Here is a 23,782-nt window from a genome sequence, read left to right as displayed (position 1 = left end):
ATGGATGGCGAATGTAGCGCCCAGGGAAGGGTTCACAGCGCCTTCGCACGGGGCCTGGCGCCGGTGCCAGCAGCTGAGCATCGTCCTCATCCGTTGAGACGGATGGGCTCCAGCGCCTCGCCGGCGGGGGTGATGCGACCGATGATCGCGGCCTGCCCGAAGCCCAGGGCGTGCAGAGCCGCGAGGCAGGCCTCCGCCTGCTCGGCGGGCACCCCGGCGACCAGCCCCCCGGCGGTCTGGGGGTCGAAGAGCAGCGGATAGCGCGGATGCTTGACCCAGGCCGCCTGGTCGCGGATCGCGCGGCGCAGACGCACGTTGGCGGGCTGCAGGGAGCTCAGGATGCCGGCGGCGACGGTCTCCTCGGCGCCCTCGAGCAGCGGCAGAGCCGCCAGGTCGAGCTCGGCATCCACCCCCGAGGAGCGCGTCATCTCCACCAGGTGGCCGAGCAGGCCGAAGCCGGTGAGGTCGGTGCAGGCGGTGGCGCCGTGCTCGTGCAGGCAGGCCGCGGCCTCGCGGTTGGACTGCACCATGCTGGCGAGCGCCGCATCGATCCAGCGCCCCCGGGCGGCGAGCCGCGCGTGGGCGGCGAACAGCGTGCCGGTGCCGATGGGCTTGGTGAGGATCAGCACCTGGCCGGGGCGCAGGCCGCCCTTGGTCATCAGGGCTGTGCTGTCGCTGTCGATCAGTCCGTTGACGGCGAAGCCCAGGGCCAGCTCGCTGCCCTCGCCGGTGTGGCCGCCCACCAGGGCGCAGTCGGCGGCGTTGAGCACCTCCACCGCGCCGCTCATCATCTGGAAGACGGTGTCCTCGACCTTGGCCTCGAGCCCCTGGGGCACCGTGGCCACGGCGGTGGCGGTCTGCGCCTCGGCGCCCATGGCGAAGATGTCACCGAGCGCGTGGTTGGCGGCGACCTTGCCGAACACGTAGGGGTCGTCGATGAAGGCGCGGAAGAAATCCACGGTGTGCACCATGTCCTTGCCCGGCGGCACCCGCACCACGGCGGCGTCGTCCGGGGCGTGCAGGCCGACCAGCACCTCCTCGCGCGCCACCGGCTCGAGCGTCGAGAGCGCCCGGGAGAGGGTGGTGGCCCCCACCTTGGCCCCGCAGCCGCCGCAGCGCATGGCCAGCGCCGAGATCGCCTGGGCGCTCTCGTCCTCGTCCAGCACCACTCGACTGCGGGCCGGGGCCTTCATGGCGTCCTGGGTCATGGGCGGCAGGTCGTTAAAGCGGGCCATGAAGCGCCGGTCGATCCAGTCCTTCCAGCGCCAGGCCCAGTCGCCGGCCAGATAGAGCCCGCCCCGGGAGGCCACGGCGTGGCGATCGCCGGTGCTGATCAGCGCCAGCCAGTCGCGCTGCGGGCGATAGGGCGACAGCGGGCGGCCGGTCACGGCGGCGCGCAGGTTGTCGGCCAACGGACGGCCCTGGCGCACGGCGAAGACCCCGGCCTTCTCGCGGGGGTGATCGACCTGGTGGGCGATGTCGCCGGCGGCGAAGATCCGCGGGTCCGAGAGCGACTGCAGGGTCTCGCCGACCTTGATGAAGCCGTCGTCGTCGAGCGCCAGCCGGGTGCCCTTGAGCCAGTCGGCCCCGCCGGCGTTGGTCACCCAGACGATCTCGTCGGCGCCGTGCCAGGTGCCGTCGTCGCTCTGCAGCTGGCCCGCCTCGACGGCGACCACCTCGGTGCCGGTATGCACCTCGACGCCTCGGCGGCGCAGCGTGGCCTCGAAGTGCCCGCGCACCCGAGCGTTGTGGGTCGGCAGAATCTTCTCGCCGCGGGTGAAGAGCGCGAAGTGAAGCTCCGCCGGGTCGCGTCCCCGGGCGGCCAGCTCGCGGCCCAGCCGGACCTGCATGGCCAGCAGCAGCTCGACCCCGCCGGCGCCGCCGCCGACCACCGCTACCCGGGTGGTGCCGGGGTGCGCCTCGATGCGCTCAAGCAGCTGAAGCCAGCGGTCGTTGAAGCGGTGGATCGGCTTGACCGGCACGGCATGGGCGTCGGCGCCCTGGACCCTGCCCACCCGGGGCGTCGAGCCGATATTGATCGACAGCCAGTCGTAGGGCACCGGGGGGCGCGAGCGGCAGAGCACCCGGCGCGCGTCGTGATCGACGCCGATCGCCTCGTCGGCGAAGAAGCGCGCGCCGGCGTATTCGGCCAGCCGGCGCAGGTCGATATGCACGTCGTCGTAGCCGTAGTGCCCGGCGACGTAGCCCGGTAGCATGCCCGAGTAGGGGGTGTGGGTGTCGCGGCAGATCAGGGTGAGCCGCACGCCAGGCTCGGGGCGCATGGCGAAGCGCTTCAGCACGCCGACGTGGGTATGGCCGCCGCCGACCAGCACGATGTCCCGTAACACCGTCTGCTGCGGTTGCTGCATGTGGGGGCTCGCTCTAGATTGGTGAAAGGGTGGCGCGAAGGGATCCAGGGCTCGCGCCGCCGCCCAGTCTAGCCGGATTCCGGCGCGGGAATCTCCCCGGCGTCGTCGCCCGCCGTTCGCGAGGGACCTCGATGATCACCGCCGTGCACGTCCACGATCAGCACGTCGGGCAGGCGCCAGACGCCTTTCGCGACGACGTCATCGCAGGCCTTCGCGCCTCGCCGAAGGCGCTCTCGCCCAAGCACTTCTACGACGCGCGGGGCTCGCGGCTCTTCGAGGCCATCTGCGCCCAGCCCGAGTACTACCTGACCCGCACCGAGGAGGGCATCCTCGCCGCGGCCGCCGACGAGATCGCGGCGCTGGTGGGCCCCGACGCCCTGCTGGTCGAACTCGGCAGCGGCGCCAGCCGCAAGGTGCGCCGGTTGCTGGAGGCGCTGCGCCCCAGCCGCTATCTGGGCGTGGACATCTCCCGCGACTTCCTGCTGCAGAGCACGCGCCGCCTGGCGGCCGACTACCCCTGGCTCGAGGTGCACGCCGCCTGGGGCGATTTCTCCGTGGGCGTGCGGCTGCCGCCAAGCCTCGCGGAGCGACGGGCGGTGGCCTTCTTCCCGGGCTCGAGCATCGGCAACTTCACGCCGGCCGAGGCCTTCCTCTCCCGCCTGCGCCGGGCGCTGCCGACGGGCAGCGGGGTGCTGATCGGCGTCGACCTGGTCAAGGAGCGTGGCCTTCTCGAGGCGGCCTACAACGACGCCGCCGGCGTCACCGCGGCCTTCAACCTCAACCTGCTGTCGCGCATGCGCCGCGAGCTGGGCGCCGAGGTCGACCTCGCGGCCTTCGGCCACCGCGCCGTCTTTAACGAGGCGGCCTCGCGCATCGAGATGCACCTGGTCAGCCGGCGCCGCCAGGCCATCGTGATTGAGGAGCGGCGCTTCGCCTTCGAGGCGGGGGAGACGCTGCATACCGAGAACTCCTGCAAGTACCGACTCGAGGACTTCCAGGCGCTGGCCGCCCGGGCCGGCTACCGGTCCGGCGCCGTGTGGCTTGATGATCAGGCGCTGTTCAGCGTGCACTATCTGCTGGATCACTGACGCGGGCGCGACGCCGGATCAGCGTTCTCGTCGCCACACAAAAAACGCCCCGCCGGACAGGCGGGGCGTACGTACGCGTCGGCGTGGCGGCCGCTCAGGCCTCGACGCGGGTAACCCGGATCGGCAGCCCCTGGCGCACGGCGGCGCCGCTGATCGGCTCGAGCCAGGTACCGGCTATCCGGCGGGTCGGGTCCTCGAAGCCCAGGTCGTTGATGTTGATGCCGGCGCGCAGCCACTCGAGATCCGGCTGGGACTCGCCGTCGATCACGTGGGGCGTGGCGCCGAGGTCACGGTGGCCGTAGCCGTGCTCGATGGCCAGTGCCCCCGGTGCGACACCCTCGCCGACCAGCGCCAGCGCGGTCACGCCGCCGCCGGGGCTCTCGATGCGGATCACGTCGCCGTGAGCGATGCCGAAGCGCTCGGCGTCCTCACGATGCATCATCACCGGGTTGTAGGGCTTGATCATGCGTAGCCGCTCGAGGCCGATGGCGTAGGAGTTCATCAGGTTCGACTTGAACGAGAACGCCAGCAGTGGCCACTCCTCCTCGGTGAACACCTCGCGCATGGCGCGGCCGTCGGCCAGGGACGCCGGGCCGTGGCAGGGCACGCCGCGGTTGGGCACGCCGGTCTGGGTGTTGATGCTGGTGCCGACCCGCTCGTTGTAGACGCACAGGGTGCGCGTCCAGGCGCTGGTGAGGTTCTCGCCCTTGAAGTGATCCTGGAAGTCCTCGAAGCGCCCGCCCCGGGCGTAGAGATAGGCCACCGGGCCGTGCTCCTCGGGTGGCAGGGTGCGCACGAGCTTGGGTATCAGCGGTGCCAGGCCGGCGTGGTCGATGTCGCTCTGCTCGGCGGCCGGCAGCGGCTCCCCCTGGAAGGCCACGTTGGCGGCGGCGCGCAGGAAGAAGTCCTCGGCGCGGTTCAGCGGGTGCAGGCTGCCGTCGGCGGCGGGGATGGCGCCCTCGCCGAAGCCGGGCAGGCCCAGGCGCTTGGCCACGGCGATGAAGAAGCTCTCCATGGAGACCGGCTCGCCCTCCTCGGTCTTCTCCTGGCGCGGCTCCACCACCGGCCAGCAGGCGGTGGTCATCTTGCCCAGGGTGCCGCGCCAGGCGCCGGTGAAGCCCCACACCTCGTACATCACCGAGTCTGGCACGATGTAGTCGGCGTAGCGGTTGGTCTCGTTGATGAAGCCGTCCACCGCCACGTAGAGCCCCAGGCGCTTGGGGTCCTTGAGCTTGTCGGCGATCAGCCCCTCGAGGCCGGCCTGGCCGTAGATGGGGTTGGCCATGCAGCCGATGACCGCCTTGATGGGGTAGGGGTAGCCGTCCAGCGCCGAGGGCAGGTGCTCGGTGAGGGTGGGCGGCGCCAGGGAGCGCCAGGGCGCCCGGGCCGGGTAGGGGGCCTCGCCAGCGGCCACCTTGCGCCGATACTCGGAGGACTTCTCATAAGGGAAGCGCGAGCGCGAGAGGAAGATGCCCTGCGGGCCGCGCTTGCCGGGGAAGTTGGCCAGGTCGTAGCGCGGACCCTGGCCCACGCCGTTGAACTGGCCGCCGCCCGGGGCGCTGCCGCCCTTGCGGTTGTGGTTGCCGGCCAGCAGGTTGAGCATCTGCACGGCGAAGGCCGCGTAGAAGCCGTTGCCGGACATCATGCCGCCGTGGCAGTTGACCACCGCGCGGCGGCCGTGACGGGCGTAGCGCTCGGCCAGCGCGACGATGGTCGCCTCGGGGATGCCGCAGTGCGCGGCGTAGTCGGCCAGGCTCTGCTCGTGAGTCGCCTCGCGCAGCAGGGTCAGGCTGCTCTTGACCCGCACGCGTTCGCCACTGCCGTCCTGGGCGGCGCCGAGCTCGACCTCGCGGTCGACAAAGAGCTCGGCGGCCATCACCGACTCGCCGTCGACGAGTGCACCGTCGGCGATCACCAGCGGCGCGTCGTCCTCGGCGCCGGCCTCGGCCCGGCCCAGGTCGCTGGCGCGCAGGAAGTGGCCGCGGCGCGGGTGGTTCTCGCTGTCGATCACCAGGTGGGTGGCGTTGGAGTGGGTGGCCTCGCCGGCGGCGTCGGCGGCGGCCTGGCCGGGCATCTCGAGGAAGTCGCGGGAGTAGCCCTCATGGTCGAGCAGCCACTGGATCAGCGCCATGGCGAAGGCGCTGTCGGTGCCCGGGCGGATCGGCACCCAGCGGTTGTGGTCGGCGGCGTGGGAGGCCGAGGCGTTGAGCGCCGGGTCGACCACCACGTACTCCAGGGTGCCGGCGGCGCGGGCCTGGGCGATCAGGCGGCCCTGGCGCTTGAAGGGGTTGCCGGCCTGGCTGGGGGCGCAGCCGATGTACATGATGAAGCGCGCGTTCTGGATGTCCGGTTTGACGTGGGCGAACTTCTTCATGTCGTTCATCACGGCGCCGGAGCCCATGCGGAAGGCCAGCCCGCAGTAGGAGCCGTGATGGCCGTAGTTGCGGGTGCCGTAGGCGTTGAAGGCGAAGCGCTTGAGGATGGCGGAGCGGCCGTAGTCGGTGGCCTCCATCACCATCAGCTGGTTGGCCTTGGGGCCGTACTCGGGGTTCGCCGGGTCGATCGGGGTCTCGACGTCGTGGATGGCGCGCAGGCCCTCCACCTGGCCCTCGCCGAACAGGTCGCCGCCCTCGCAGATCTCCTCGATGACCTGCGCGAAGGGCACCTTCTGCCACTCGCGGCCGCCGCGCCCGCCGACCCGCTTGAGACAGTGCGTCACCCGGAAGGGGCTGTCGATCTGGCTCATCATGGCGTTGCCGCGGGCGCAGGCGGTGGAGCGGTTCTGCTGGCCCTGGTCGCCGAAGGCGCTGAGGCCGCGCAGGGCCTCCGCCACCGGGGTGCGCATCGGCAGGTGCTCGTCGGCGGAGAGCGGGTGGTAGGGGTTGCCGGCGACGCGCAGCACCTGGTCGCTGTCGTTGTCGATTCGCACCCGCACGCCGCACTTGGTGGTGCAGCCGTAGCAGACGGTGAAGGCCAGGCGCTGGTCGGGGTTCAGGGTCAGCTCGCCGCTGGCCGGGTCGACGCTGTATTCCGGCGCCAGGGAGTTGCCGTGGATGCGGTGCTTGGGCGTCTCGCCGGCGCTGCCGGTGAGGCCCTTGCCCATCTTGAGCAGCGGGTCGGCGTAGCCGGCGGCGAAGGTGGCGGCGCCGCCGGCGGCGACGGCGCCTTTCATGAAGCGGCGACGTGACGGATCTGCGGACGACTTAGCCATGATGAGGCGCTCCTTCGGGGGCATGTTCTTGAGAGGAGTCGGGAGAGGCGGCGCTGGCGGGCGCGGGGGAGACATCGGCGCCGCGGCCGCCCTGGCGCGCCTGGCGCCACGGCACGAAGAGATCGACCAGCAGGATGGCGGCGAGCCACAGGCCGAAGGTGCCGACGATGCCGAGCACGCCGGAGGAGCCGGCGGGAACGCCGTAGTGGTGGAAGCCGGCGCTGTGACGGGCCACGGTCTGCACGTCCATCAGCACCACCCAGCGGAACATCCAGCCCACGTGCAGGGCGACCAGGCCCAGCAGCCAGGCCCAGGCGAAGAGCGCCGGGCGCCGGGCGGCAGGGCGGGTGAGCAGGTAGAGCAGGGCGCCGAACAGGGCCACGCCGGTGAGCCCGCCCCACAGGGCGGTGCTGCGCCACTCGGCGCTGCCGCGCACCGACTCCAGGGCCGCGGCCACCGAGCCGACGTTGGCGTTGATACCGTCGAGGAACCAGCTGCCGGCAATGAGACCCGCCGCCAGGCAGGCGCCCAGCATCACCTTGAGCATCTGGCCGGTGACAGTGGTGCTGCGCTCACCGGCCACCCGGTTGAGCAGCAGGATCAGGCCGGCAGCGGCGATGACGCCGGTGGCCACGAACATCGGCGGAAGCCACACGGTGTGCCACAGCGGGCGGGCCTTGACGATGGCCACCTCGGCGCCGGTATAGAGCATGATGCCGGTGGAGAGCGCCAGGGTGGCGAGACCCACCAGCACCAGCAGCGCGCGCGGGGTCGGCGACTCGCCGAGCGACGCCCAGCGGGCGATGAAGCCCTGTAGCCCGGGCGCCTGACGATTCGCCTGCAGTGCCGGCCGCCAGGCCAGCCAGGCCAGCACGATCACGCCCACCACATAGAGCGGCAGGATCAGGCTGCCCACCGACATCCAGGAGTGGCCGTTGGCGTAGGCGTAGAAGTGCCAGAAGCGCAGCGGCTGGTGCAGGTCGGCAAGTAGCGCCACCGGTGCCACCAGGGTGGTGGTCAGGCAGGCCAGCAGCGCCAGGCGCGCGGTGGGTAGCCAGCGCGACTTGCCGAACACCAGCCCCGGAGCGGCCAGCCACAGGCTGGCGTAGGAGAGGGCGATCATGAAGAAGTACTGCACCGCCCAGGGGTACCAGGCGATGTCGTAGCGCGGGGCGAGCAGCTCAATGGCCGAATTCATAGCCCATCTCCTTGCCGTGGGGGTCGAGGACGTCCAGGGCCACCGGCTCGGCATCGGGACGGGTGACGAAGCGCTCGTCCATGCCGAGGTAGAAGACCTGGGGCAGGGTGTTCTTCTCGGGCTGCAGCACCATCAGCTCGTCCTTGTGCTCGGCGATCATGCGGCTGATCTGGCTCTGTGGGTCGCGCATGTCGCCGATGATCCGCGCACCGCCCACGCAGCTCTCCACGCAGGCCGGCAGCAGGCCGGCCTCCAGGCGGTGGGCGCAGAAGGTGCACTTGTCGGCGGTCTGGGTGCGCTCGTTGATGAAGCGGGCGTCGTAGGGGCAGGCGTTGACGCAGTAGGCGCAGCCCACGCAGCGGTCGCTGTCCACCACCACGATGCCGTCCTGGCGCTGGTAGGTGGCCTCCACCGGGCAGACCGGCACGCAGGCCGGATTCTCGCAGTGGTTGCAGAGCCTGGGCAGCATGAAGGTGGCGACCTCGCCGGTCTCCTGGTGCGCCACCTCGTACTGGGAGACGGTGGTGCGGAAGCTGCCCAGCGGCGCGGCGTTCTCGATATGGCACGACACGGTGCAGGCCTGGCAGCCGATGCACTGGCGCAGGTCGATGAGCATGCCGTAGCGCTTGCTGGGGTCGCCTTCACGACGAGGCGGCTGCTGGTTGATGCCGGCACTGGCGACGCTCGATAGCGGCACCATCGCGGCGCCCGCGCTCAAGCGGGCCAGCTGGCCGAGAAGGGAACGGCGAATGGGGTCCATGGCGCCTCCGGTGGCCTGGATGGGGCGGGATCTTTCGCGCATGGCGAAAGGCATGACCCGCAGGCTAACGGCGACCCGTGACGGGGCACTTGATGTCGATCAAGAGATCATTAGCAAGCTCTTAATGTTGGCGTAATGTCTGAGTAAGTTTCTGAAATTTAAGTGAATTGATGAGAAGAAAAAGACAAAAAAAACGCCCCGCCGAGAGGCGGAGCGTTCGCTGTTCTTAATGCCGGGGCGTGTGCCCGAGGCGTCCATCGATCAGGGCGGCGTGGGTGTCCCGCTCGTATCGATGCTGTGATAGACCAGGCGCATCTCGTCAACCGAGAGATGCTCCAGCTTCCCCGAGAGGAGGTCGCTGATCTTCTGCATCGGCAGACCGGCGCGGCGAGCGATTTCGCGGCTGCCCAGGTCAGACACGGCGATCAGCCGTGTGATGATACGCATGAGGCGCGTACGTTTTTCCAGGTCCCTGACATCGAGGCCAGGGCTACTTCGAGGAGGGTCGGTCGGTTCCGCGTGGGCGGGAAGACGTGCCGTGCTCATGATGCTCCAGTTGGCAATTGCGACAACCACACTATGGCGGCTGAAGAGCGTTTTTGCCAGTCTCCTTTCGAGGAATTTTCGGGGAAAAATCGACCCTCCGGCGGGGGGCATCGAGGCACCACCGGTACGGAGTATTCAACGCTCCTCAAGGGCCGTCGTTCGGCCCCTCGCATGGCGGAAGGGTCGAGCGGTTGCTCCCGATCTGCGCCGCGAGCCGAGGCGCCAGCGAGGCCATGTCACCCACGCCAGAAAACTGCGCAACTCGCGCCAGGCGTGGGTTATTCATGAGCCAGCCTCGAACCATTCATCAGCCAGCCTTGAGCCATTCATCAAGAGCCCGGCCTGAGACGCCATGCCCCACGCGAGAGTACCCTGACGAGGCCACGCCATGACCGCGGCGTGGCCGTCGCATGACACAACGAGGACGGCATGTTTGATTTCATCATCATCGGCGGCGGCATCCTGGGGATGTCCACCGCCATGCAGCTCCAGCAGGCCTGGCCCGATCGCCGCATGCTGGTGGTGGAGAAGGAGCGCGAGGCGGCGTGCCACCAGACCGGCCACAACAGCGGTGTCATCCACGCCGGGGTCTACTACACCCCGGGCAGCCTCAAGGCGCGCTTCTGTCTGGAGGGCAACCGGGCCACCAAGGCGTTCTGCGCTGCCCACGACATCGCCTACGACATCTGCGGCAAGCTGCTGGTGGCCACCAACGAGCAGGAGAAGCAGCGCATGGAGGCGCTGTGGGATCGCACCGCGGCCAACGGCCTGGAGCGCGAGTGGCTCTCCCGTGAGGCGCTCAAGGAGCGCGAGCCGAACATCACCGGCATCGCCGGCATCTTCGTGCCCTCCAGCGGCATCGTCGACTACGCCGAGGTCACCCGGGCGATGGCCGCCGAGTTCGAGCGCCTGGGCGGCGAGATCCGCTACGGGGCCGAGGTCACCGCCCTGGCGGAGCGCCGCCAGGAGGTGGTGGTCACCACCGGCGCGGGCGAGTTCACCGGACGCTACCTGGTGTCGTGCTCGGGGCTGATGGCCGATCGCGTGGTGCGCATGCTCGGCCGCGACCCCGGCTTCAGCATCTGCCCGTTCCGCGGCGAGTACTACCTGCTGCCCGCAGAGCACAACGCCATCGTCAATCACCTGATCTACCCCATCCCGGACCCGTCCATGCCGTTTCTGGGCGTGCACCTGACGCGCATGATCGACGGCAGCGTGACCGTGGGGCCCAACGCCGTGCTGGCGCTGGCCCGGGAGGGCTACCGCAAGCGCGACGTCTCGCTTGTCGACATGGCGCGGATGTTCAGCGACCCGGGCATCCTCCGGGTGCTGGGCAAGAACCTGCGCCCGGGGCTCACCGAGATGAAGAACTCGCTGTACAAGCGCGGCTACCTGGAGCTGGTGCGCAAGTACTGCCCGAGCCTGACCCTCGATGACCTCACACCCTATCCGGCCGGGGTGCGCGCCCAGGCGGTGACCCGCGACGGCAAGCTCGTCGACGACTTCCTGTTCGTCAACACGCGGCGCACCGTGAACGTCGGCAACGCCCCGTCCCCGGCGGCCACCTCGGCGCTGCCCATCGGCGCGCACATCGTCGACAAGGTGAAGGAGCTGGTCGAGTCGTGATCCTGCGATGTCGACCTAAGGAGGATTGCCGAAAATATCAGAGAACGTAGAAATAGTGGCATGGTGGCTCACGCTCGCCCCGTGCTAGCGTTGCCTGAGGCACCGCGATCTGGTGCCGGAACAACTCATAACAACCATTTACAACAACAATCCACTACAACCTGGTTCCAGGACCGGAGGAATGCCATGCGAATCCTGAAGTATGCCGCTACCGCCACGCTGCTGGCCACGGCCCCGCTGGCCGCCGCCCAGCAGCTCTCCATCGCCACCGGCGGCACCGGCGGCACCTACTATCCCTATGGCGGCGGTCTCGCCGAGCTGATCGGTAACCACATCGAGGGGGCCGATGCCGTCGCCGAGGTCACCGGTGCCTCGGTGGAGAACATGGGGCTGGTGTGGCGCGGCGACTCCGACCTGGCCCTGGCGCTGGCCGACACCGTCTACCAGGCCTATAACGGCACCGGCGACTTCGAGGGCCGCCAGCTCGAGAACATCCGTGCGCTGGCCTCGATCTACCCCAACGCCGTGCAGATCGTCACCCTGGCCGATTCCGGCATCGAATCGCTCTCCGACCTCGAGGGCAAGACCGTCTCCGTGGGCGCCCCGGGCAGCGGCACCGAGGTCAACGCCCAGGCCCTGCTCGAGGCCAACGGCATCACCTATGACGACCTCGATGCGCGTCGCCTGAACTTCAACGAGACCGCCGATGCCATCCGTGACGGCGATATCGACGCCGGCTTCTGGAGCGTGGGCCCGCCCACCAGCTCGATCATGAACCTGGCCACCACCCGCGACATCCGCCTGGTCGGGCTGACCGACGAGGAGATCGCCAAGGCCAAGGAGGCCGAGCCCGTCTTCGCGGCCTATGAGCTCAAGGCCGGCCTCTACGAGGGCATGGGCGAGGCGGTGCAGAGCATCGGCATCCCCAACGTGCTCGCCGTGAGCAGCGAGATGGACGAGGAGCTGGCCTACCAGATCACCAAGGTGCTCTTCGAGCAGACCGACGAGCTGATCGCCATCCACCCGGCGGCCAACGACACCACCGTCGAGTTCAGCGTGGAGTCCACGCCGATCGGCTTCCATCCGGGCGCGCTGCGCTACTACGAGGAAGTGGGTGCGGAGATCGGTGACCATCAGCGTCCCTGACGTTCGATGCACGCATCACGCCTGATCGCGGGGCGGGCCTGGCTGCCCGCCCTGCTGCTGTGTGTGGGCCTGGCGGCCGGCGCTCCGGCGGACCCGGGCGATCCGTCCCTGACCGAGGCCCGGCTGGAGGTGCGAGACGCCGCCGGCGAGCGCCTGGTAAGCCTGCCCATGCCCGAGGGCGAGGGCTGGTGCCTGGAGTGGAACCACTCGGTCGAAGGCTTTGCGGTGCTCGACTGCTACCGCCACCGCGACGGGCGCATGGTGCTTGAGCGCAGCCACCTGCCCGACTTCGCCGCGGGGCTCGACCATATCCCCGGGCGCGGCCGCCAGGTCTCGGACGGCGAGGGCGGCTACTGGATCGAGGCGATCGACGAACCCGTGCCGGGCAACGCCTATCGGCTGCGGGTGGGGGCGATGCGCGTCGATCATCGCCTGGTGGTCGACGGCGTGCGCACGAGCCTCAGCCGCCTGGCGGCCAACGAACGGGTGACGATCCGGCTGGCGCTGCCGGCCCCCACCCTCGACTGAACCACAACCCTGCGGACACTCCCGCGAGAGGATCACGATGAGCGAATCGGGCACCTCCCCCGTCATCCCCGGCAGCCAGGCGAACCATTCACGCCAGGTGCTGTGGCTGATCACCCTGGTGGCAGTGGGGCTCTCGCTGTTCCAGCTCTACTCCGCCGGCATTCAGCCGCTGGGGCTCTTCTACCAGCGCAGCATCCACCTGATGCTGATCATGATGCTGGCCTTCCTGATGTTCCCCCTGCTGGGGCCTAAGCACGATCGCGGGCTCGCCAGCGGGCTGGTTGATGCGCTCTTTCTCGGCGGGGCGCTGATTACCGGCGGCTACCTGGTGCTCTACCTCGACGACATCATCAATCGCGCCGGCTTCTGGAGCCAGACCGACATCGTCGTCGGCTGCATCGCCACCGTCACGGTGCTGGAGGCTGCCCGCCGGGCGGTGGGGCTCGGCATGACGATCATCGGCCTGATCGCCATCCTCTATGCCTTCGCCGGTCCGCGCGGCGAGCTGCCCTGGCTCGGCCAGTTCCTGCCGGGCATCCTCGAGCACCGCGGCTACAACCTGGACCGCCTGGTCGGCCAGCTCTACCTGGGACAGGAGGGCATTTTCGGCCTGCCGATGGGGGTGGCGGCCACCTACATCTTCATCTTCGTGCTGTTCGGCGCCTTCCTCGAGATCACCGGCGCCGGCAAGTTCTTCATCGACCTGGCCTACGCCGCCACCGGCCGCCAGCGCGGCGGGCCGGCCAAGGCGGCGGTGATCGCCTCGGCGGGCATGGGCTCGATCTCCGGCAGCGCCATCGCCAACGTGGTGACCACCGGCGCCTTCACCATTCCGCTGATGAAGCGCCTGGGCTACAAGCCTCACCAGGCCGGCGGCATCGAAGCGGCGGCCTCCACCGGCGGCCAGATCATGCCGCCGCTGATGGGCGCCGGGGCCTTCCTGATCGCCGAGTACACCCGCATGCCCTACCTCGACGTGGTCAAGGTGAGCATCCTGCCGGCGATCATGTACTTCGCCACGGTCTATCTGTTCGTGCACATCATCGCGCTCAAGCAGGGCATGCAGGGCATGGCCAAGAGCGAGCTGCCGCAGATGCGCGACGTCATGGGCGCCGGGTGGCACTTCCTGCTGCCGCTGGCGGTGCTGGTGTGGCTGCTGGTGATGAACATGTCGCCGATGCGGGTGGGCTACTACGCCATCCTCACCATGCTGGCAGTGGCGGTGGCGCGCTTCGCGGTGTGGTTCCTGTTCATCGCCCCGCGCAAGGGTGACAAGGTCACCGCCGCCACCCTCAAGGAGGCGGTGATGCGCGGGCTGCTCAAGCTGGTCGGCGGCCTGGAGCTGGGGGCCCGCAACGCCGTGGCGGTCTCCATGGCCTGCGCCGTGGCCGGGATCATCGTCGGCGTGGTGGGGCTGACGGGCCTGGGCCTGAAGTTCTCCTCGATGATGATGGCCTTCTCCGGCGGCAACCTGCTGCTGGCGCTGGTCATGGTGCTGCTGGCAAGCCTGGTGCTGGGCATGGGCCTGCCGGTGACCGCCAGCTACATCGTGCTGATCGTGCTGGTGGGCCCGGCGCTGACGGCCGAGTTCGGCGTGCCGCTGCTGATCGCCCACCTGGTGGTGTTCTGGTACTCCCAGGACTCCAACGTCACACCGCCGATCGCGCTGGCCGGTTTCGCCGGGGCGGCGATCGCCGGGGCCAAGCCCATGGATACCGGCTTCCAGGCCTGGAAGTTCGCCAAGGGGCTCTACCTGATCCCGCTGTTCATGGTCTACAACCCGGAGATCATCATGGGCGGCCCCGTGCCGCTGCTGGTGTGGACCGCCTTCACCGGCTTACTGGCGCTGGGCGCCTTCGCCGCGGCCCTGGAGGGGTATCTCTTCACGCGTATGGGCTGGCCCTCGCGAGCGCTGCTGCTGCCGGGGATCGTCGCGGTCTTCTACCCTAGCCTCGCGGTGGAGGCCGCCGGGGCGGCGTTGATGGTGCTTGTCCTGGCCGGCAACTGGCTGATCAGCCGGCGCTCGAGCGTGCCGGCCTGACGCGGTCGGCCAGACGCGAAAGACCCCGCCCGAGTCGCCTCGGGCGGGGTCTTGAGCATGAGTGCACGAATTTAGTAGGTCGTGTCGCCGTCGACGGCCTCCTCGGCCTCGTTCATCGCCTCATCGGCCGTCTCTTCGGTGGCTTCCGCGGCGTCCCCGGCCTCGTTCATCGCCTCGTCGGCCGCTGCTTCGGTGGCTTCTCCGGTGGCCTCCATGGCGTCTCCGGCCTCGCTCATCGCCTCGTCGGCCGCTTCTTCGGTGGCCTCCATGGCGTCCCCGGCCTCGCTCATCGCTTCGTCGGTCGCCGCTTCGGTAGTGTCCATGGCGTCTTCGGTGGCGCTCGCGACCTCCTCGTCGGCGGCGTCCATGGTGTCAGCCGTCTCCGTGGCGGCATCGTCCATGGCCTCGCCGGTCTCCTCGGCGGCCTCGTTCATGGCCTCGCTCGCTTCGTCGGCGGACTCCTGCATCTCCTGCTCGATCTGCGTCTCGGTCTCGGCGGCCTCGTCGGCGGCGGTGTCGCTGCCGTCGTCGCAGCCGGCAAGCATCAGGGTGCCGGTCAGGGCGGCGATCAGGATCAGTGGCTGTTTCATGTCTCTCTCCGTCGTTGGGTGAATCCGCTGGGCGTGCTCCTTTCGCCCCACACACACTGACCCTAGCAGCCAATCTGGCACTCAGGGTGAAAGTGTTGTCGCGCTGCGGCGACGACCGCGCCTCGGGTGAGGAAGCCCGCGCCGTGCTCTGCTAGAATACTCGCCTTCCATTCTTGACCGTGCCGCGTGGTGCCTGCCCCGTGGCCCTTTCGTCGTTCGTTTTTGCCAGGAGTCGCAGATGTCGTCATCGAAGCAGTCGCCGAGGGTCGGCGTGATCATGGGGTCGAAGTCGGACTGGCCCGTCATGGAGCATGCCGTGGCGATGCTCGAGCGCCTGGGCGTGCCCTGCGAGACTCGGGTGGTCTCCGCCCACCGCACGCCGGACCTGCTCTTCGACTACGCCAAGTCCGCCGCCGAGCGCGGCCTCTCGGTGATCATCGCCGGCGCGGGCGGCGCCGCCCATCTGCCCGGCATGGTGGCCTCCCAGACGGCGCTGCCGGTGTTCGGCGTGCCGGTGGAGTCCAAGGCGCTGAAGGGGCTGGATTCGCTGCTCTCCATCGTGCAGATGCCCGGTGGCGTCGCCGTGGGCACGCTGGCCATCGGCAAGGCCGGCGCGACCAATGCCGGGCTGCTGGCCGCCCAGGTGGTCGGCCTGCAGGATGAGGAGGTGCGCCGCGCCGTGGAGGCCTTCCGCGCCGAGCAGACACAGACCGTGCTCGACCATCCTGATCCCCGGCCCGACAGTGAGTGAGGAGAAGGTTATGGAAAAAGCCATGAACATCGGCGTACTGGGAGCCGGCCAGCTGGGGCGCATGCTCGCCCTGGCGGGCTACCCGCTGGCCAACCGCTTCAGCTTCCTCGATACCACCGGCCATCCCAGTGCCGGGATCGGGGATGTGATCATAGATACGGATCAGAAGCACCTGGCGAACTTCCTCGAGAAGGTCGATCTGGTCACCTACGAGTTCGAGCACCTGCCGGTACCGCTGGTCCAGGCCATCGAGGAGCACCGGCCGGTGCATCCCTCCAGCGAGGCGATCCGGGTCTGCCAGAACCGCGCCGAGGAGAAGGCGCTGTTCGACCGCCTGGCGATCCCCACGCCGGCCTATCGCCTGGTGGAGAACGCCGAGGAGCTCGAGGCGGCGGCTCGGGAGCTGGGCACGCCGGTGGTCGCCAAGTCGGTCACCGAGGGCTACGACGGCAAGGGCCAGGCGGTGTTGAAGGACCCGAGCGAGGCCTCTGAGGCCTGGCGGGCGATCAACCATCCGCGGCTGATCGTCGAGGCCTTCGTCGACTTCGTGCGTGAGGTGTCGATCATCGCGGTGCGCGGCCGCGACGGCGAGGTGGCCTTCTACCCGATGGCCGAGAATCAGCATGTGGACGGCATCCTGCGCTACTCGATCGCGCCGATGCCGGATCTGGACGACAGCGTCCAGCACCTCGCCGACGGCTACATCCGCGCGCTGCTCGACGAGCTCGACTACGTGGGCGTGCTGACCCTGGAGCTGTTCCAGGCCCGCGACGGCGCGCTGCTGGCCAACGAAATGGCCCCCAGGGTGCACAACTCCGGCCACTGGACCATGGACGGCGCGGTGACCAGCCAGTTCGAGAATCACCTGCGTGCCATCCAGGGCCTGCCGCTGGGCGATACCGCGGCGCGCATGCCGACCTGCATGGTCAACGTGATCGGTCGCGAAGGCGAGGCGGCCAAGCTCCTCGCCCTGCCGGATGCCCACCTGCACCGCTATGACAAGGCCGAGCGGCCTGGCCGCAAGCTGGCCCACGTCAATCTGCTGGCACCGACCCACGAGGCGCTGCTCGAGCGGGTGCGCGCCTGCGCGGCCCTGCTGCCGGACGCGCCCGAGCCCCGCTTCAGCTTCGACTAGCCCCGTGACCAACCGGCCGGGTGGCCCCGCCGGCAATGCAGAAGGCCCCGCAGGTGCGGGGCCTTCTGTCGTCAGGCGTCATGCTCTGGCCTGTGGCATGGTAGGCGTATCCGGCCGTCGATGAAGGTCAGCGGAATCGGCGCGCGAAGCTGTGGCATCACAGGGAGGACGAATCGGTGACGGAGACCGCCGTTCATGCACCGGCCTGGCTGCCGGTGGCGTTGTCGCCGAGCGCGGCCGCGCTGATCCTGCTGGGGGTGATCCTCTCCTCGAGCATCTTCGCCGACGCTGTGGCGCGCCGGACCCGGCTGCCGCGCATCTCGCTGCTGGTGATGGTCGGCGTGCTCGTGGCCGTCATCCAGCAGCTGGTGCTCGAGGTGCCGGACGCGCGCCCCCTCAATGGCTTGGGCGAGCCGTTGATCCAGGTGGCGCTGGTGATGGTGGCCTTCCTGCTCGGCGGCGAGCTGACGCGCGAGCGCCTGCAGAGCATCGGCCCGCTGCTGCTGATCCTGTCGCTCTCGGTGATCGGGGTGGGCGCCCTGGCCGTCGGCATCGGCCTGATGGCGCTGGGCTTCCCGCTGGTGGTGGCGGTGTCGCTGGCCGCCATCTCGGTGGCCACCGACCCGGCCGCCGTTCAGGAGACCGTGCACGCCAGCGGCGACACCCGGCTACGGGCGCGGCTGCTGCTGGGGATCGTGGCCATCGACGACGGCTGGGGCATCGTAGTCTTCGGCTTGGCCATGGCACTGCTGGGCTGGGGGCTGACCGGCGCCGGGGGCGGCGAGCTGGCTCTGATGGAGGCCGGCTGGGAGCTGGGCGGCGCGCTGCTGCTGGGCAGCGCGGTGGGCCTGCCCGCCGCCTGGCTGACCGGGCGGCTGAAGCCGGGCGAGCCGACCCAGGTCGAGGCCCTGGCGCTGATCCTGCTGCTGGCCGGGCTCTCGGAGTGGCTCGGGGTCTCGTCGCTGCTGGCCGCGATGATCACCGGGGTGCTGGTCGCCAACCTCTCCACCCACCACACCCGCTCCTTCAACGAGATCGAGCATATCGAGTGGCCCTTCCTGGTGTTCTTCTTCGTGCTCTCCGGGGCCAGTGTCGATCTCTACCACCTGGACGACGCTCTCGGCCTGACCCTGGCCTATATCCTGCTGCGCCTGCTGGGACGCTCCCTGGGCGGACTGCTGGGGGTGCGCCTGGCCCGGGAGCGCCAGGCCGAGCTGCCGCGCAATATCGGCCTGGCGCTGACGCCCCAGGCGGGGGTGGCGATGGGCATGGCGCTGCTCGCCGCCGAAAAGTTTCCCGCCCACGGGACCGTCCTGCTCTCCGCGGTGGTGGGCTCGACGGTGGCCTTCGAGATTCTCGGACCCGTCCTGGTCCGGCGGGTGCTGAGATAGCGGATACGAAAACGGCCGACACGCGAGTCGGCCGTTTCGGTGTTCGACGGGTCAGGTTCTCTGCGGATCAGGCCTCGGTCGAGCGCATCAGCCCATCAGCAGGCGGCTGGCCAGAAAGCCGCCGGTGAGCAGCATCACGAACAGCGTGAGGGCCAGGATGAAGGGCTTGATGCCCAGCGCCTTGAGCTTCTCCAGCCGGGTCTCGTAGCCCAGCGCGGCCATGGCCATGGCCAGCGCCAGCTGGCCGACCAGCACCAGGCCCTCATGCAGGGGGGCGGGCAGGCTGATCAGGCTGTTGACGACCACCATGGCCATGAAGCCGAAGGCGAACCAGGGAATCACCAGGCCGCCGCCGGCCGTCTGTGCCTCGCTGCCCTCGCCACGGCGCATCCACCACTGGCCGACGATCAGCAGGAAGGGCACCAGCAGCATTACCCTCACCAGCTTGACGATCACCGCGTTGGCCAGGGCGTCGGGGCCCACCGCCTCACCGGCGGCCACCACCTGGGCGACCTCGTGCACGGTCGCGCCGATATAGATGCCGTAAAGGCCCTCGTCCATGCCCAGCAGCGGATAGAGCAGCGGGTAGAGCAGCATTGCCAGCGAGCCGAACAGCACCACCGTGGCCACCGCCATGGAGGTGGCCGCCGGCCGCGAACGGATGGTCGACTCGGTGGCCAGCACCGCGGCGGCGCCGCAGATGGCGCTGCCGGCGCTGGTCAGCAGGGTGGTCTCACGGTCCATGCCGAGCACTCGGGTGCCGATGAAATAGCCGGCGACCAACACGCTCGAGATGATCAGCACGTCGAGCAGCAGCACCTTGGGGCCCAGCGCGGCGACCTGCTGCAGGGTCAGCGAGAGGCCGAACAGCACGATGCCGCTGCGCAGCAGCCAGCGGGTGGCAAACTTGAGTCCGGGCGCGGTGTGGCGCAGGCGGCCGGCCAGCGGGGTGTTGCCGGCCAGGATGCCCAGCAGTAGCGCCACGACCAGCGGGCTGATGCCGGCGTTGGCCAGCAGGGGGAGTTGCGCCAGACCGAAGCCGGCGGCGGTCAGGGTGATGCATACCACCAGGCCTTGCCACATGATGATGTCCTCTCGACGGGGTTCGCGGGACTATCCTAGGCGCGGCTCAGCTCGTATGGTTATCAGTTAATAACGAACTGGCTATTCGGAAAAACCGATATGACACCCACGGTGAGTTTTCGACAGCTGCAGGTCTTCGCCGCGGTGGCGCGCCTTGGCACGGTGAGCGCGGCCGCCGCCGAGCTCAGCCTCTCCCAGTCGGCAACCAGCCAGGCGCTCTCGGACCTCGAACGCCACCTGGGGATCGCGCTCTTCGAGCGGCTGGGGCGTCGCCTGCATCTCAATGACCTGGGCCGCCGGCTGTTGCCTCGCGCCGAGGTGCTGCTCGACGGCGTCTCCGGCTTCGTGGCCGAGGCCACCGAGCCCGAGGGGCGCCTGCAGGGGGTGCTCAGCGTGTCGGCCAGCGCCACCGTGGGCACCTACCTGCTGCCGGCCCTGGCCGGTCGCTTCAGCGAGACGCATCCGGCGGCGGACCTGCGGCTCAAGCTGCGCAACACCTTCGAGGTGATCACCGACGTGCTGCGCCTGGAGGCGGACCTGGGCCTGATCGAGGGGGAGTGTCGAGAGCCGTCACTGGCCAGCGAACCCTGGTGCGAGGATCGCATGGTGGTGGTGGCCGCACCCGGCCATGCGCCGGCGCGGCGCGGACGACTCGACGAGGCGGCGCTGGCCGAGGCGGACTGGATCCTGCGCGAGACCGGCTCCGGGACCCGCAGCGTCTTCGAGCAGGCCATGCGCGCCCGCGGCGCGCCGCCCAGGGTGCGCATGGAGCTTGGCCAGCACGAGGCCATCAAGCAGGCGGTGCGGGCCGGCCTGGGGCTTGGCTGCCTGTCGCGGCTGAGCGTGGCCGGCGAGCTCGAACGCGGTGAGTTGATCGCCCTGGACACGCCCCTGAGGCTGCGCCGTACCTTCTCGCTGGTCTGGCACCCGCAGCGCTATCGCAGCCCGCTGTGGCAGGCCTTCAAGGTGTTTCTCGTCGAGACGCGCCGCTCGGGCCCACTCGACACGGAGCCCGCCGGCGAACCCTAGCCACCGGGCGCTGGCTATACTCGAGCCAGTGCGGTCGCGGCAGGGAAGCGGCCGCGGCCATCAGGAGGACAGGCGATGGTGATCGGACTGCTGCAGTGCGATGACGTGGCACCCGAGCTGCGCGAGGCCCACGGCAACTATCCCGAGATGTTCGAGGCGCTGTTCCATCGCGTCGACCCGACCCTCGAGTTTCGCGTCTGGCGCTGCCTCGATGGCGAGATCCCCGATGATCTCGAGGCGGTGGACGCCTGGCTGATCACAGGATCGAAGTTCGGGGTCAACGACGCGTTGCCCTGGATCGCCGCGCTGGAGACCTTCGTGCGCAAACTCTGGGTGGCGGAAAAGCCCCTGATCGGCATCTGCTTCGGCCACCAGCTGATGGCGAAGGCCCTGGGCGGCGAGGTGGCGAAGAACGACAGGGGCTGGGGCGTGGGCCTCTCCTTCAACCGGGTCAACCAGCGCGCCGACTGGATGGTGCCCTGGCAGCCCACCCTCGACCTGCTGGTCAGCCATCAGGATCAGGTGGAACGCCTGCCCCGAGTGGCGCGGCTGCTGGGCGGCAGCGACTTCTGCCCCTGCTACCTGATGCAGCTCGGCGAGCACTTCATTGGTGTGCAGGGCCACCCCGAGTTCACCAAGGACTATTCCCGGGACCTGATGGCCCTGCGTGGCGAGCTGATCGGCCCCCATCGGGTGCGCCAGGGTGAGGCGTCACTCTCGGCCGCGGTGGACGATACCCTGATGGTGCGCTGGATCCTCGCCTTCGTGCGCCGGGCGATCACTATGCGGTCGTGATGCCGCGCGAGAGCCGTGGCGCTTTTGTTTCAACGAGCGGCCTGAACGATCGGCCGTAAAGACCCGCCCCAACGCACGACCGGGGCCCTTGGGGCCCCGGTCGCTTGCTGAGGCGCGTGCAGCGCCTTCCGATTCACTCCTCGCCGAAGTAGGTCGCGTGGATCTCGTCGTAGGTGCCGTCGGACTTGAGCGTGGCGAGTGCCTCGTTGAAGGCGGCGGCCAGTTCCTTGTCACGCTGACGGAAGGCGATGCCGAAGCCCTCGCCGAAGTACTCCTTGGGCTCGGTGACCTTTTCGCCGACCACCTTGTAATCGCCGGCTCCGCTGTCGAGCAGGGTGGACTTGCCGATCGGGAAGTCGAGGAAGGCGGCGTCGAGGCGGCCCGAATCCATGTCCAGCACCATGTCGTCGGCGGTGGCGTAGCGGTTCACGTCGGCCACGTCGCCGTACATGTCGGTGACGTAGTTGTCCTGCAGGGTGCCGCGCTGCACGCCGAGGGTCAGGCCCTCGAGGGTCTCGTCGGACGGGGTGCCGATCTCGACGTCGCCGGGAGCGAACCAGGCCGACGGCGGGGTGATGTAGGGATCGGAGAACAGCACCTGCTCGCGACGCTGCTCGTTGATGGTCATGGAGGACATGATGGCGTCGTACTTGCGCGCCTGCAGGCCGGGGATGATGCCGTCCCAGCCCTGCACGACCCACTCGCACTGGATGCCGATCTCGGCACACAGGGCGTTGCCCAGGTCGATGTCGAAGCCGGTCAGCTCGCCCTCGGGGGTGCGAAACTCCATGGGCTCGTAGGGCACGTCGACGCCGATGCGGATGTCGCGGACTTCGGCGTTGGCGCTGCCGGCGACCAGGGTGGCGCCGATGACGCCGAGACTGAGGAGGTGATTCATTTTCATGGGGTTTTCCCTGTTGTTGGTGCGTTCACCTTGTGGGTGCTGACCCGACCACGATATTCGATGATCGGGCCCATCGGAAGGGGCGAGCGCTGGATTCGAGCGCCCGCTTCCAACGCTTGTTTGACGCTCCTTGTCGTCGACGGTCAGCCGCTGGCCGGCTTGAGGTGCGCCAGCAGCCGCCTTTCCAGGTAGCGGAACAGGTAGAGGATGCCGAAGGTGAGGCAGAGATAGATCGCCGCCACGAACAGGAAGGCATCGAAGGGCGCGTAGAAACGCGCGTAGACGAAGCGCGCCGCGCCGGTGAGATCCATGATGGTGACCACGCTTGCGATGGCGCTGGCGTGGAGCATGAAGATCACCTCGTTGCCGTAGGCCGGCAGGGCTCGACGAAAGGCGCTGGGCAGCACGATGCGTCGAAGCATCAGCCCCTTGGACATGCCGTAGGCCCGTGCCGCCTCGATCTCGCCGCGGTCCGTGGACTTGATGGCGCCGCGGAAGATCTCGGTGGTGTAGGCCGCGGTGTTGAGGGTGAAGGCGATCAGCGCCGGCACGAAGGGCTTCTCGAGGATCACCCACAGCCAGGTTTCCTGGATGCCGTCGACGAAGACCACGCCGTAGTAGATCAGGTAGAGCTGAACCAGCAGCGGCGTGCCGCGAAACACGTAGCAGTAGAGGAAGATTGGCAGGCTCACCCAGCGGTACGTCGAGCCGCGGCCGATGGCCAGCGGCACCGCCAGCACCAGGCCGATGATCAGCGACAGGAACACCAGCTGCACGGTGGTGACCAGGCCCTCGCCGTAGTAGCCGAGGGTCTGCAGGGTGAAGATGCTGTTGTCGGCCAGGGCGGTTTCCAGCCAGGTCATCAGGGCGTCCATCAGTCTGCCTCCCGGTAGCCGGCGTTATAGCGTTTCTGCAGCCGCGCGAAGCCCCACTCGGAGACGCTGGCGATCAGCAGATAGATGGCGGCCACGATGATCATGAAGGTGAACGGCTCGCGGGTCGCCTTGGAGGCCTCGGCGGCTACGCGGACCATGTCCGAGAGGCCGATCACCGAGACCAGGGCGGTGGTCTTGAGCAGCACCATCCAGTTGTTGGAGAGCCCCGGGATCGCATGACGCATCATCTGCGGGAAGCGGATGCGCCGGAACACCAGCCAGTGGTTCATGCCGTAGGCGCGGCCCGCCTCGATCTGGCCGCTGTCGACCGCCAGGAAGGCGCCGCGGAAGGTCTCGCCCATGTAGGCGCCGAAGATCAGGCCGATGGTGATCACCCCCGCCACGAACTCGTTGACGTTGATGAAGATGTCGATCCCGAAGTGGTTGTAGAGGGCGTCGGTGATCTGGTTGATGCCGATCTGGCCGCCGAAGAACAGCAGCATCATCAGCACCAGGTCGGGCACGCCGCGGATGATGGTGGTGTAGAGGGTGCCGATGCGGTGGGCCACCCAGCTGCGCGACATCTTGGCGCTGGCGGTGACCAGGCCCAGTACGATGGCCAGAGCCAGCGACAGCACCCCCAGCTGGATGGTGATCATGGCGCCCTCGAAGAGGCGCGGGCCGTAGCCATGCAGGTCGATCATGTCTCTCTCCTT

Annotated in this window: 20 protein-coding genes; 10 read left to right on the top strand and 10 right to left on the bottom strand. The window is 69.0% G+C overall.

The genetic code is table 11. The annotated features are described in order from the left end of the window. Positions 1-86 precede the first annotated feature (86 nt). Positions 87-2,369, bottom strand: coding sequence for a selenide, water dikinase SelD (selD, locus tag BM388_RS02795; RefSeq protein ID WP_089846975.1), 2,283 nt, complete (start codon positions 2,367-2,369; stop codon positions 87-89). A 131-nt stretch (positions 2,370-2,500) separates the two neighbouring features. Here selD and egtD point away from each other — a divergent pair, with 131 nt between their 5' ends. After that, positions 2,501-3,457 carry an L-histidine N(alpha)-methyltransferase gene (egtD, locus tag BM388_RS02790; RefSeq protein WP_089846973.1) on the top strand — a complete coding sequence of 319 codons (957 nt, stop codon included), beginning with the start codon at positions 2,501-2,503 and terminating at the stop codon, positions 3,455-3,457. A gap of 94 nt (positions 3,458-3,551) precedes the next feature. Here egtD and BM388_RS02785 read toward each other — a convergent pair whose 3' ends face one another. The 4 genes from BM388_RS02785 to BM388_RS02770 all read right to left on the bottom strand — a co-directional run bounded on the left by BM388_RS02785 (position 3,552) and on the right by BM388_RS02770 (position 9,172). Beyond that, a complete protein-coding gene (locus BM388_RS02785) occupies positions 3,552-6,668 on the bottom strand; it encodes a molybdopterin dinucleotide binding domain-containing protein (protein WP_089846971.1) in 3,117 nt (1,038 codons plus the stop codon). Further along, complete coding sequence (nrfD, locus tag BM388_RS02780) at positions 6,661-7,866, bottom strand: NrfD/PsrC family molybdoenzyme membrane anchor subunit (protein WP_089846969.1); 1,206 nt, start codon at positions 7,864-7,866, stop codon at positions 6,661-6,663. Before nrfD ends, BM388_RS02785 begins: the two co-directional genes overlap by 8 nt. Next, the gene (gene dsrO / locus BM388_RS02775) at positions 7,850-8,626 is read right to left on the bottom strand and encodes a sulfate reduction electron transfer complex DsrMKJOP subunit DsrO (protein ID WP_089846965.1); all 777 of its coding nucleotides are present in this window, start codon (positions 8,624-8,626) and stop codon (positions 7,850-7,852) included. The genes nrfD and dsrO overlap by 17 nt, the downstream gene beginning before the upstream one ends. A 261-nt stretch (positions 8,627-8,887) precedes the next feature. Next, positions 8,888-9,172 carry an XRE family transcriptional regulator gene (locus BM388_RS02770; RefSeq protein ID WP_089847050.1) on the bottom strand — a complete coding sequence of 95 codons (285 nt, stop codon included), beginning with the start codon at positions 9,170-9,172 and terminating at the stop codon, positions 8,888-8,890. 429 nt (positions 9,173-9,601) lie between these two features. Between BM388_RS02770 and lhgO the strand changes: the two genes are divergently transcribed. The 4 genes from lhgO (at position 9,602) to BM388_RS02750 (ending at position 14,513) form a co-directional block, all read left to right on the top strand. Beyond that, entirely contained in the window at positions 9,602-10,798 is a 1,197-nt protein-coding gene (gene lhgO, locus BM388_RS02765) for an L-2-hydroxyglutarate oxidase (RefSeq protein WP_089846963.1), read from the top strand. A 186-nt stretch (positions 10,799-10,984) separates the two neighbouring features. Next, positions 10,985-11,944 (top strand): TAXI family TRAP transporter solute-binding subunit, encoded by a 960-nt coding sequence (locus BM388_RS02760; RefSeq protein ID WP_089846961.1) that lies wholly within the window; start codon positions 10,985-10,987, stop codon positions 11,942-11,944. Between the two features lie 6 nt (positions 11,945-11,950). After that, positions 11,951-12,472 (top strand): DUF1850 domain-containing protein, encoded by a 522-nt coding sequence (locus tag BM388_RS02755; protein ID WP_089846958.1) that lies wholly within the window; start codon positions 11,951-11,953, stop codon positions 12,470-12,472. Between the two features lie 37 nt (positions 12,473-12,509). After that, entirely contained in the window at positions 12,510-14,513 is a 2,004-nt protein-coding gene (locus tag BM388_RS02750) for a TRAP transporter permease (RefSeq protein WP_089846956.1), read from the top strand. A gap of 71 nt (positions 14,514-14,584) precedes the next feature. On the opposite strand, the gene BM388_RS02745 is transcribed toward BM388_RS02750, so the two are convergent. Beyond that, complete coding sequence (locus BM388_RS02745; protein ID WP_089846954.1) at positions 14,585-15,103, bottom strand: hypothetical protein; 519 nt, start codon at positions 15,101-15,103, stop codon at positions 14,585-14,587. Between the two features lie 238 nt (positions 15,104-15,341). On the opposite strand from BM388_RS02745, the gene purE reads away from it, so the two are divergent. From purE to BM388_RS02730, 3 genes are all read left to right on the top strand, one after another. Further along, the gene (gene purE / locus BM388_RS02740) at positions 15,342-15,854 is read left to right on the top strand and encodes a 5-(carboxyamino)imidazole ribonucleotide mutase (protein WP_089846952.1); all 513 of its coding nucleotides are present in this window, start codon (positions 15,342-15,344) and stop codon (positions 15,852-15,854) included. Between the two features lie 22 nt (positions 15,855-15,876). Further along, on the top strand, positions 15,877-16,989 hold the full coding sequence (locus BM388_RS02735; protein ID WP_089847048.1) for a 5-(carboxyamino)imidazole ribonucleotide synthase: 1,113 nt from the start codon (positions 15,877-15,879) through the stop codon (positions 16,987-16,989). Positions 16,990-17,165: 176 nt separating this feature from the next. Continuing rightward, positions 17,166-18,380 carry a cation:proton antiporter gene (locus tag BM388_RS02730; RefSeq protein ID WP_217641036.1) on the top strand — a complete coding sequence of 405 codons (1,215 nt, stop codon included), beginning with the start codon at positions 17,166-17,168 and terminating at the stop codon, positions 18,378-18,380. 87 nt (positions 18,381-18,467) lie between these two features. On the opposite strand, the gene BM388_RS02725 is transcribed toward BM388_RS02730, so the two are convergent. Further along, positions 18,468-19,463, bottom strand: coding sequence for a YeiH family protein (locus BM388_RS02725; protein ID WP_089846949.1), 996 nt, complete (start codon positions 19,461-19,463; stop codon positions 18,468-18,470). A gap of 111 nt (positions 19,464-19,574) precedes the next feature. Here BM388_RS02725 and BM388_RS02720 point away from each other — a divergent pair, with 111 nt between their 5' ends. Together BM388_RS02720 and BM388_RS02715 are read left to right on the top strand one after the other, a co-directional pair. Further along, positions 19,575-20,492 carry a LysR substrate-binding domain-containing protein gene (locus BM388_RS02720; protein WP_245781444.1) on the top strand — a complete coding sequence of 306 codons (918 nt, stop codon included), beginning with the start codon at positions 19,575-19,577 and terminating at the stop codon, positions 20,490-20,492. Positions 20,493-20,567: 75 nt separating this feature from the next. Continuing rightward, positions 20,568-21,287: a glutamine amidotransferase-related protein gene (locus BM388_RS02715; protein ID WP_089846945.1), complete on the top strand. Its 720-nt coding sequence runs from the start codon at positions 20,568-20,570 to the stop codon at positions 21,285-21,287. Positions 21,288-21,420: 133 nt separating this feature from the next. Here BM388_RS02715 and BM388_RS02710 read toward each other — a convergent pair whose 3' ends face one another. From BM388_RS02710 to BM388_RS02700, 3 genes are all read right to left on the bottom strand, one after another. Further along, positions 21,421-22,185, bottom strand: coding sequence for a transporter substrate-binding domain-containing protein (locus tag BM388_RS02710; RefSeq protein WP_089847046.1), 765 nt, complete (start codon positions 22,183-22,185; stop codon positions 21,421-21,423). A gap of 149 nt (positions 22,186-22,334) precedes the next feature. Further along, on the bottom strand, positions 22,335-23,066 hold the full coding sequence (locus tag BM388_RS02705; RefSeq protein WP_089846943.1) for an ABC transporter permease: 732 nt from the start codon (positions 23,064-23,066) through the stop codon (positions 22,335-22,337). Next, positions 23,066-23,770: an ABC transporter permease gene (locus BM388_RS02700; protein ID WP_089846941.1), complete on the bottom strand. Its 705-nt coding sequence runs from the start codon at positions 23,768-23,770 to the stop codon at positions 23,066-23,068. The genes BM388_RS02705 and BM388_RS02700 overlap by 1 nt, the downstream gene beginning before the upstream one ends. Positions 23,771-23,782: the final 12 nt, after the last annotated feature.

The organism is Halomonas saccharevitans, assembly GCF_900116405.1.
Lineage (GTDB): Bacteria > Pseudomonadota > Gammaproteobacteria > Pseudomonadales > Halomonadaceae > Halomonas > Halomonas saccharevitans.
The sequence above is the reverse complement of the archived record's forward strand: the minus strand, read 5'-3'. Positions and strand labels throughout refer to the sequence as shown.